The sequence below is a fragment of the Paenibacillus marchantiophytorum genome, from assembly GCF_014640555.1.
In the GTDB taxonomy this organism is placed as follows: domain Bacteria; phylum Bacillota; class Bacilli; order Paenibacillales; family NBRC-103111; genus Paenibacillus_E; species Paenibacillus_E marchantiophytorum.
Genome location: NZ_BMHE01000037.1, coordinates 61,789 through 72,189 on the forward strand (window position 1 = coordinate 61,789; position 10,401 = coordinate 72,189).

The 10,401-nt window shown below is 47.1% G+C and carries 8 protein-coding genes; all 8 read right to left on the reverse strand.

Annotated features, from left to right (window positions below):
- Positions 1-27: 27 nt before the first annotated feature.
- A complete protein-coding gene (locus IEY34_RS26320; RefSeq protein WP_189017303.1) occupies positions 28-912 on the reverse strand; it encodes a carbohydrate ABC transporter permease in 885 nt (294 codons plus the stop codon).
- Between the two features lie 20 nt (positions 913-932).
- Complete coding sequence (locus IEY34_RS26325; protein ID WP_189017347.1) at positions 933-1,805, reverse strand: ABC transporter permease; 873 nt, start codon at positions 1,803-1,805, stop codon at positions 933-935.
- A 149-nt stretch (positions 1,806-1,954) separates the two neighbouring features.
- Positions 1,955-3,625: a response regulator gene (locus tag IEY34_RS26330; RefSeq protein ID WP_189017306.1), complete on the reverse strand. Its 1,671-nt coding sequence runs from the start codon at positions 3,623-3,625 to the stop codon at positions 1,955-1,957.
- Between the two features lie 15 nt (positions 3,626-3,640).
- A complete protein-coding gene (locus IEY34_RS26335; protein ID WP_189017309.1) occupies positions 3,641-5,443 on the reverse strand; it encodes a sensor histidine kinase in 1,803 nt (600 codons plus the stop codon).
- A gap of 169 nt (positions 5,444-5,612) precedes the next feature.
- Positions 5,613-7,319: an extracellular solute-binding protein gene (locus IEY34_RS26340; protein WP_189017312.1), complete on the reverse strand. Its 1,707-nt coding sequence runs from the start codon at positions 7,317-7,319 to the stop codon at positions 5,613-5,615.
- Between the two features lie 631 nt (positions 7,320-7,950).
- Positions 7,951-9,006: a Gfo/Idh/MocA family protein gene (locus tag IEY34_RS26345; protein WP_229757848.1), complete on the reverse strand. Its 1,056-nt coding sequence runs from the start codon at positions 9,004-9,006 to the stop codon at positions 7,951-7,953.
- Positions 8,969-9,877, reverse strand: coding sequence for a Gfo/Idh/MocA family protein (locus IEY34_RS26350; RefSeq protein WP_189017315.1), 909 nt, complete (start codon positions 9,875-9,877; stop codon positions 8,969-8,971). The genes IEY34_RS26345 and IEY34_RS26350 overlap by 38 nt, the downstream gene beginning before the upstream one ends.
- Before the next feature lie 133 nt (positions 9,878-10,010).
- Positions 10,011-10,139 carry an AraC family transcriptional regulator gene (locus tag IEY34_RS37920; RefSeq protein ID WP_189017353.1) on the reverse strand — a complete coding sequence of 43 codons (129 nt, stop codon included), beginning with the start codon at positions 10,137-10,139 and terminating at the stop codon, positions 10,011-10,013.
- Between the last annotated feature and the right edge of the window lie 262 nt (positions 10,140-10,401).

A 10,401-nucleotide genomic window follows, 5' to 3' on the forward strand; every position in this document is an offset into this window, starting at 1 on the left:
ATTCACCAATGATTGATTCGTTCTAGCTTATTCCTTCACACTGCCCAAAATAATCCCTTTCGTGAAATACCGCTGCAAGAAGGGGTAGATGACCAATATCGGTAAAGCGCCCAAAAATATTTGTGCTGCGCGAGCTGTTCGATCGGAAATCAAATTAAGTACATCCAAGTCGGTGTTGCTTTTAATTAACGTGTCCAGTCCAACAACAACCGTGTACAAATAGCTTTGAAGCGGATAGTTAGCCGGCGTATTCATGAACAAAATTCCGTCAAACCATGCGTTCCAATGCGATACGGTGGCAAACAAGGTGAGGGTTGCCAAGGAAGGCGTGGACAATGGCAGGTAAACGCTCCATAACGTGCGCCACGCACCGGCTCCATCAATTAAAGCAGCCTCTTCTAGTTCCTTGGGCAAAGCACGGAAGAAATTCAATAAAATAACCACATTATAGACAGGAACAGCATAATTAAGGACCAAGGCCCAAATCGTGTCCAATAGACCAAGTGACCGCATAGTCATGTATAACGGAATAATGCCTCCGCTGAACAGCATCGTAAAGACGAAAATCCATACATAAATCGTTCTGCCTTTGAATTTACCAGCTTCCTTGGACAAGGGATAGGCCACCAGAATGGTCAAAACCATATTGATAACCACGCCCAGGAACACTCTTTTGACTGAAATGAAAAAAGAGGTCATGAATTCCGGTTTCTCGATAATAAATTGGTACGACTTCCATGTAAATTCAACAGGCCAGAAGGTAACAGACCCCGTAGCTACCGCATTATTTGAGCTTAGCGACATCGCTAGCAAATGAATTAATGGCAGCACGCACAGGACTGATATACCAATCAGAAACACATAGTTCACAACGGTAAAGCTTCTTAATGCCCATGAGGCACTCTTGTTCATCACGATCTTCCCCCTTCTGCTCAAAAAATGCGATAGTTAGCAAAGCGATAAGCCAATACATACGAAACCGAGATAAGAATCAAGGAAACAAGCGATTTGAATAAACCAACAGCTGTCGCAACGCCGTACTGAGCATCGATCATACCGATCCGATAGACGAAGGTGTCGATAATGTCTCCGCTTTCATAAACCACTGGACTATACAGGTTAAACACTTGTTCGAAGCCCGCATTCATCACATTGCCGATACTGAGCGTAGCCAGCAGCACGATAATCGGCGCCATTCCCGGCAGCGTAATATGGAGAATTTGTTTAAACCGGTTCGCGCCATCCATGGTCGCTGCTTCATAAAGCGCGGGGTTAATGCCCAGGATAGCGGCCAAATACACAATCGTGCTGAAACCGAACTCCTTCCACTCGTTGGTCACAACAAGCGTGATGGGAAACCAGTGATTGCTTCCGAGGAAGAAGATTGACTGCAAGCCGAGTGCGCGCAGGGCGGCATTCACGATCCCATCTTTGGGCGAAAGCACATCGAGCAAGATCCCGCTCAGAATGACCCACGATAGAAAGTGCGGCAGGTACACCAATGTCTGAATCAGCCTTTTGAAAACTTCTTTGCGCACCTCGTTGAGCAAGATCGCAATGACAATGGGCACTACGAGTCCAACAATAATTTTCATGAACGCAATATAAATGGTATTCCACAGCACACGGTAGAAATCGGGCAGTTCCACTAGATAACGGAAGTTATCCAAACCGATCCATTTGGAATGAAACAATCCTTGCGTAGGCATGAATTTCTGGAAGGCAATAACGATGCCAGCCATCGGATAATACTGAAAAATGAGGATCGCTGCCAATCCGGGAATGAGCATCAAATGCAAGGGCATCTGCGCTTTCCATTTTAGTCTGTTCACATCTTTCCCCCCTTACCGGATGAAAAAAGAGGCTGGAATCGCTCCAACCTCTTCCATATATTTATTATAAAATCAACGGGCAGGCTTGCGATACGGGACATTATTGCGGGTCTTGCCTTATTTTAACCAGTTAGTATGGTATCCCGATACACCTGTGGAGTGATGCCCGTTATCTTCTTAAACAGCCTTGTAAAATAGGGGGCAGATTCCAATCCGACGAGTGCGGCAATCTCATGAATTTTATGCTCGCTTGTCATTAGCAGTGTCTTCGCCCGTTGAATGCGCACCTCGGTAATATAGTCAAGCAGCCCTTGACCTGTGGTCTGTTTGTACATCCTCGACAAATAAGGGGGACTGAGATACACAAGCTCTGCCAGACGTGTCAACGACAGTTCTTCTTGCAAGAAAGCATGTACGTAATGATGAATTTGGCCGATCATGTCGCTTGTGCGCTCCGCTTTTTTTAGTCCGTTGTAGTCCGCCAGAGATAGACCGATTCCTGCCAAATAGTGCACAGCAGCGAGCGGATCGTTATGCAGAAAAGGATTCACTAACTCCTCGATTCGAAACGAACCTCCTAGCTGCGGCATCAGGTGCCGTTTGTTGATGTACGTCAGCAAAAAAGCGGATAAATGCGAGAACGCTTCATAACCGAGTGCCTCCCCAGAGGAACTGGCGGCGAGCAACCGAATCGCATCTTTGAGTTCCGTAAACAGATGGTCACAGGCTTCCTTTTCCCCGTTATCCAAATATGCTTCCAGTAATTCCAGCTTCCGCAATTGAATGCGCAGATCATGCTCGTCATAGAAGTCACGACTGGACCGCTGCTCTTCCTTGTTCGCATTCGGCTGCTCGGTCAGCAGCATCTCATGCCCCTTCCCTACACCGTAGGCCAACTGCAGCTTGAGCTGCTCTATGCGCTGCATCAAAGACTCCCAGCTGCAGAAGCTGGAGGCCAGCATCAAGGAGACCGGCACCTTGAGCAGCCGGCGGCAAGCGGCCTGAACGAGTTCGGCCCCACCAGCAAGCGAACGGAGCGCTTGTTCTTGCAGCGGCTGATTGTCCGCAGGATCGGTTGGCTGCACGAGCCAAATAAACCGATTGCGATCATACGGAAGCGCGATGAGCGCAAGCGACCCTTTCAAATATTCCTCGGCAATATTATGAACGGAGTAGAACAACAGCGATTGATCCGCAGGAGCGGCGAATGATCCCCACTCATCCATGCGTCCAATTGCGAGCAAGACAGCTCGGCTTGCATCCAAGCCGATCGAGAGCTCCTCGAAACGGCGAACCCGAACGGGCAGCGCTTCTGTCTCGCCATGAATCAACTGCAGCATATAGTCTCTGCGGATCGTCGGCAAAGCTGTGCGCAGCTGATCCCTGGACCGCTGCAGAATCTCTTCGCGGTCAATTTCCAGCGCAATGTCCTGAATCGCCTTCTCTACGGCGTAAATAATCGCTTCATCACCTTCTGTTTTGAGGACGAAATCAATCCCACCCTTGCGAATCGCCGTCTGCGCATACGAGAAATCGTCATAGCCTGTAAGGAAGATGATGCGGCATCGCGGCCACCTTTTTCGCGTTATATCGGCAAGCTCCATTCCGCTCATCCCCGGCATCCGGATATCTGTCAGCAGGATATCCACTTTGCCGGCTTCCATTTTCTCCAGCGCTTCCTTCCCCGAGTGGGCTTTGACAATTTCAAACTCCATATCCTCCAGTTCCAGCAAAGTTTCTGTCAAATAGTGCACGGCCAATGGCTCGTCATCAACAATCATCATCGTCAACATGGGATCACGTCCTTCTTAATCATGGTTCATCATGGTGTTATCTGAATAGGCGACCGGAATGCACACGGAGACAATTAATCCCCCACCCTCTCGGGATGCTAGGTGAACCCCCGCTTTCTCGCCGAATCTCAGCCGCAATCTGCGGTGCACATTCAACATTCCGGTAATTTCTTCGGCAGCATCCTCATCGAGCATTTTGGCTTTGTAAGTCCGCAGCTCTTCCTCCGTCATCCCCTGTCCGTTGTCTTCCACATGAATAGCGACTAAAGACATTCCGTCCTCCAGTTCACTATGCGTCGCATAGACGCGAAGATGGCGATCCGTATGATCCAGATCAAAGCCATGATGATAAGCATTTTCTACGATTGGCTGCAAAATAAGTCTAGGCACGATGATCATCTTGCACGCGTCCGGCAGCGGCTCCATGGTGAAAGTAATCCGATTCATATAGCGGATTGTTTGGATTTCGGCAAACGCACGCACATGACTGAGTTCTCGTTCCAACGGCACCTCTTCGCTGCCATTACGCGTCATATACTGGAAATAATCACCCAGAAACTTCGTAAACCGTGTTGAATTATCGAAGTCATGCGCTTTCGTCATTCGATACAGCAAATAAAAGCTATTGTATAAGAAATGAGGGTTGATCTGCGATTGGAGCTGCTTGAGCTCGGATTGTTGGGCGCGAATTTTTTGCTCATAGATTTCAAAGATCAGTTTTTTCAAATGCGCTACCATATTATTAAATTGTTCATATAAATAATTGAATTCATCGCTGCTTTTGTAAGTTAACTCGACTTGCAAATCACCGGATTCCACCTTGCGGAAAGCCCGAACAAGTCTGCTGAGCGGCCGATGAATAATCCGATATACATAATAGGAGAACAAAACAATAACGATTAATGCAATAAAGGAAATGAGCCACAGATAGATTTGGTAATGCTCAAGCGGTCCCATGACAGCCTTTTCTGGAACAAACGCCAGTACAGAAAGGTCTAATGAAGACGAATAAGCAGCGACAGTCAGCAGTCTCTGCTTGCCAACCGTGACAATGTGATTCTCAACTGGAGTCGCTTGAGAGGGCTGATCACGCCAGGTTGTCATGCTTTCGCGGACCGTTTTGCTAATGATCGCGTACGCTTCGTTATTTTGCGTATTGACGAGGTCCCAGTCGTCTTTCACGATGGCAGCACCGCCAAGCTCATAATTTGAAATTTGTGTGAGGTACTGTTGCATAGCTGGAATGGATAGCTCCAGTTCCAGCACGAATACCGGGTCGCGTCCATCTATCAACTGATTGCTCGGATAATATTCTCTCATATATAAGCGATTGTCATCGAGGTAAAAAAGCCCTTTGTGCAAAGAAGTGGCATCCCGCTTCAACGCATCCAGCCGCTCTCTGGGCAGTGTTCCTGCCAGTTCTTCTGATGAAATGATTTTGTTGATCGGCGGGATATAAACACTTGCCTTGGCTATATAAATACTCGATTCCTTCAAGAGTACGAGTCGCTGCTGAAAGCGTTTGACCGTGACCAGCTTCTGATATTCCGTCAAGCTCTCAGGCGTTACGCTCAGAGATACCAGGTCCTCATCATTCACATATTGACGCTGGATGCGGCCCATCCGGTCAATTTCATTTTCCAGCGAAGTTCGATAGAACTGGATCTGCGATTGCAGTGATTTGGAAATTTCATTGCGGACAAGCTGTGCTCCCCATTCATTAATACGGGTTCCAATCACATACATGGGTGAGATTACGATTAAAAAGGTCAAGATTAATTTGCCAAGTATCGAAAACCGTCTTTTGCCCAAATCCATGCGTTTAACCCCTCACCTCTTCGTCCTAATTTTCACTATACAAAATATTGCTTCCGTTGGATATAACACAGCCTCCTTCGACAATAAAAAGCAAGTAAAACAAAATTGTCTCGTTGGTGAAAAAAACCAGACCCCCAAGCTCAGCTTGAGGGTCTTCACTTCAGATCATCTATTTATTTTTCGCGTACCAATCGTTGACTTCTTGATCGATCTTATCGCCGCCCAGCTTTTTGTACTCATCGGCGAATTTGTCAAACTCATCAATGGAGGAGTCGCCCATGATAATTTTAGTGAATGTCTCTGCGACTTTTTTCTTGATTGTCGGCAGCTTCTCGGACATGGTCGGCGTTGCAGGAGCTAGAAACAGATTATACTGGCCAAGCTTCGCCTTGCTATACTTGTCGATGACGCTGTAGGAGCCGCCTTCGCCCATAACAAAATTACCACCCCACTGGGAATCATCGCCAGCAAGATATTTCGACACACGGTCGAAATGAATGCTTGCCGGGAAGCCGAGTTTGCTTCCGTCACCAGCTTTAATTGCTGCTTGCACCAAGCCAAAAGCCTCCAGGTTCAAGTTAAGCGGATCGAGCGCAACCGGCGCATATTTAGCTGGCATAACACCGGTTTTGGTGTCGGTAATAAACGGATTTGGATCCGGTGCATACGATTTTTCATAGAAACGATTTGTATAAATATTCGCTAAATTAATCGCTGCTTCCGGATGTTTTGATCCTTTTTTAACCACATAGAAGGTATTGGCCGTATCATACAACTGCGGTACAGCAGGTTTACTGTCGATGGATAACAGCGGGAATGCTTTCCACTGGGCTTTAGGGTCCTTCGTATGACTTTCCTTCTGGATGTATCCGGCATCAGAAACGTAACCGTAAGCTAAACCAACACGGCCAGCCGCAACGTCTTCTTGAATTTTGGCCGGCGGCTTAACGCCAAATTCCTTGTCGAGAATGCCGTCTTTATACATTTCCTGAAGCTTCTTTAGAGGCTCCTTGAGTTCTTTCTGAACAGATCCATAGACAATCTTGCCAGCCGCATCTTTAATGAAAATATCGGTAAAAGCATGATAGCTGTTAAAGAAACCGCGCAGCGAGCCATGTCCGTAGTCGAGGAAATCTTTGTTGACCGCGAGTCCGATTGTATCTGCTTTGCCATTGCCGTCTGGATCTTGCTTGGCAAATGCCGTAGCGATTTTGAATACATCATCCATCGATTGCGGCTCAGGCAGGTTCAGTTTCTTCAACCAATCGGTACGAACATAGAGCATTTCTGCTGTACTGACACCGCCGTTACTAAACGTATGCGGAATGCCCAGCAGCTTGCCGTCAATCGTGGCTGCCTTTAACCCGATGCCTTGGTCTTGACTCATTAAACTCTTCAAGAACGGGGTCGAGTACTGCTCCCATACTTTGGTTAAATCCTCCAGCATCCCGGCATCCGCAAGACGCTTCATTTCTTCCTTATTCACCTCGAGGAAATCTGGAATGTCGCCGGAAGCGATCGAAACGTTTAATTTCTGATGATATTGCGTACCATCCACCGACCACACATTCTTGACTTTGATTCCGTAATCCTGCTCAAAGATTTTCGTCCAAATATTGCTGTCAATGGAATCCCCTGCAGCATACTTGAATGCAGCATCCACCGAACGTACTGTCGTTACTTCAATAGGCGGATCATACTTAGTCAAAGGCTTAACAGCAACCTCAGTTGTCGGTTTAGCAGTCGTACCAGCCGCAGTCGTAGCTGCAGTTGAAGCCCCCGGCTTATCGGCAGAATTACTGCAAGCGCTTGCGATTAACGATAACAGCATGATGGAACCTACCGATACGGCGCCGTATTTTCTTCCTTGTTTCATTGCCATTTCCCCCTCGTTTGCCTATTCATATTGGATACGCTCTCATTATAGAATTTCACGAGTCTGACTCGAAACAGGACATTCTTGCGAACCTTGCCTTTTTTTATTCATTTGTCTTTATCATCACGGATTGTCGCATAGAACGCAACATAGAAAAACGGCTTCTCCGCTCTGGGCTATTAGTCTCTTCAAAACGACAACTCCTGTTAGGGGGAACTACAGTGCGCTATTTAGGCAAATAGCAGGAATGCGAGGCTCACAGCGGAACTACAGGGTCTTATTTCCACAAAAAGCGCTGAATTTCCCGTTGAAACAGCAAAATAGCGGACTGTAGTTCCCTCAACCTCGCGATAATGGCATTTTTTGCTAGAATAGCGGCCTGTAGTTCCCTCCCAAAGCGCGAGGCAGCTGGGGTAACTCCTCGGTCACCCCAAACCAGATAAATGATAGCGCAAAAAAGCCTTTTCTCCCTTTTAACGGGAGAAAAGGCTTTTTTTGTGCCTGCACAGCAAGCTGCTATTGCCAACCAGCCTGCCTTCCTGCCTGTCTATCTATCTATCTATCTATCTATATATCTATCTGTCTATCTTCTGTCCATCAACCTGCAGTAGACAAAGCTACCCGTTTACACTTAGCTTTTCTCAACAATTTGCTCCAGCCCTGTTTCAGCGGAACGATACACAGCCTCCAGTGCAGCGATAACCCCTCGCGCATAGGCAGGTGAACAGCTTGTTTCACTGCGCTGTTGTATAGCTGTGAGCAAATCCATATACTGCAATTCGAAAGGGGGGCTGCTATCTCCAATATCCACTTGCTCATACGGTCCCCCTCGGCTGATCCACAAACTGTCACCGGTCATAAGTTTCAACATGCCTCCAGTGAAAATCAATTCCGTTTCGTTGCGAGAAGATCCCAAATAACCGGATTGCGAGATAGTCGCAGGAATTCCGCCCTCCAGTTCCAGGTAAATCAGACCGCTTCCTTCAACGTTCCCGCGACTTCCATGGAAACTGGCAGATGCCCTTAATTTGTTTACGGCTTGATCGGTGAGCCACTGAATTTTATCGATTGAATGTGTACCGAGATTGGCTAAAATACCGCCGCCCGACTTCTCTTTCTCAAGAAACCATTGTGGTCTGGATTCATGGAAATAATTCGTGTGGCGCACATCATTGATCATCACTAAGCTCCCGAGTTCTCCGCTTTGGAGGATGCTTTTGGCAGCTCTATTTTCCGCTATATAATGTTGGGTATGGCCGACCAGAATGCGGATATCCGCCTTGCGTGCGGCTTCAATGATGTCGTCACACTCCGCTACGGACAGTGCCATTGGCTTTTCCAACATCAGATGGCACCCTCGTTCAGCCGCATAAATAGCCGTCTCTTTGTGCAAAAAATGCGGCAGTGCAATGACCACAACGTCCGGATGCTCCGTGTCTATCATTTCTTTATAGTCACTATACGCCTTAATATTGTAGCTTTGCGCGATTTCCCCGGCTTTTTTGAGATGGATATCTACGACTGCACAAGCCACGAAGCCATTCGTTTTCTGGATCGCGTCGAAATGATTTTTGGCAATAATTCCCGCGCCAAGCACCGCTACACTTAATTCTGCTTTTTGCATAGGAGTCCCTTCTTTTCTGTTATCTTTATAAAATGACCGGTCGACCGGATTCACGACTTTCATTAGCCGCCTCCAGAAACCGAACAATTTGCAGCGTTTCCGTGAGCTCAATATCCGCTTTTTTCGTAACGAACATGCTCATAATCTGCTCAAGCAAGCTGGCATAATACGATTTGGGATGTCCGTAGACATCGATGAATTGTGTCTTCTTTTCCCGGTGCAGCAGCGCCCCAAAGTCCGAATTCCCTTGACGATTCCCACGAATCGTACCGATAGTCCCATTTTCCCAGAGGCCTGTAATCACATCATGATGCTCATTCGATACGGCAGAAACCTGCACGCAACCTGAACCCAACGCTCTATACAGCATTTCCACCGTATGAATCCCGTACCAGAATACGCCGGGCTGCGTAGCTTGCAATGCCATTGGGCCATAGCAGTCCATCCCGATAACAGGGCCATGCTCGGTTGTTAACAACGCCTCCGTAAAGCTCTCCGCATAACGAAGCGCCGAACAGCTCATCAGCGGCACCCCATGCTTATGAGCTAAATCAGCTATCTCTCTCGCTTCCTGAGAAGTAAGAGCAAAGGGCTTATCAATGAAAGTCGGTTTGCCATAAGGGGCAATACGGCGAAATTGGTCCAAATGAATGCGTCCATCCACTGACTCTAGCAGAATCGCATCGCACGTCTCCGCAACTTCTTCCAAGGAATTAACGGTTTTGACGCCAAATCGATTGCGTACTTGTTCGGTAAAGCCTTCCACACGGGAGTAACTCATCTCAAAGTCAGGCGAAACCTCGGAATAGGCGACGATAACTTCTCCGCCAGGTATATGATAAGTATGGTTCTGATCATGCAGCAATTCGGTAAATGCGACTACATGCGATGAATCCAGACCGATAAGGCCAATTTTCAGCTTTTTCTCCGACATCGGTTGATCATTCCTTCCTTCTTCTATGTATATTTTAAATAGTAATTACATTAAAGACAAGTCTTTATATAGTCCTTTTAATTCATAAAAAGCACAAAAACCGTCACAGTGAACATGACGGCGCTAACCACAGCTATCCTTGTTTATTCTTGTATTGTGTCGGGGTGCTGCCTGTATAGCTTTTGAACAGCTTGCAGAAAAAACGATAATCCCAAATGCCAACAGCCCCGGATACTTCGTAAATCTTCTTGAACTGATTCAGATAAGAACCAGATGCCTAGTCTCCGCGACTGGTAAGAAAACCGGCTTCGCCGCCCTGATAAATCAGCCTCTTCTTAGAGGCAAAACCTAGTAAGGGAACTAGAGGACGCTAATTAGGCAAAAAGAAGGGATGCGAGGGTAATAGCGGAACTACAGAGACCGTCGATTAACTCCTTAAATTTAGCAAACATCGGGAGGAGTAGGTTTCGTCTATTCCTCTCCCCCCCCAATGAAAACCCCGAATTTACTTTAAAATGACTATT

Excerpts from the sequence above, each read along its gene's own strand:
- IEY34_RS26320 (WP_189017303.1), bottom strand. The coding sequence starts at position 912 with ATGAACAAGAGTGCCTCATGGGCATTAAGAAGCTTTACCGTTGTGAAC.
- IEY34_RS26325 (WP_189017347.1), bottom strand. The coding sequence starts at position 1,805 with ATGCCCTTGCATTTGATGCTCATTCCCGGATTGGCAGCGATCCTCATT.
- IEY34_RS26330 (WP_189017306.1), bottom strand. The coding sequence starts at position 3,625 with ATGTTGACGATGATGATTGTTGATGACGAGCCATTGGCCGTGCACTAT.
- IEY34_RS26335 (WP_189017309.1), bottom strand. The coding sequence starts at position 5,443 with ATGGATTTGGGCAAAAGACGGTTTTCGATACTTGGCAAATTAATCTTG.
- IEY34_RS26340 (WP_189017312.1), bottom strand. The coding sequence starts at position 7,319 with ATGAAACAAGGAAGAAAATACGGCGCCGTATCGGTAGGTTCCATCATG.
- IEY34_RS26345 (WP_229757848.1), bottom strand. The coding sequence starts at position 9,006 with ATGAAAGTCGTGAATCCGGTCGACCGGTCATTTTATAAAGATAACAGA.
- IEY34_RS26350 (WP_189017315.1), bottom strand. The coding sequence starts at position 9,877 with ATGTCGGAGAAAAAGCTGAAAATTGGCCTTATCGGTCTGGATTCATCG.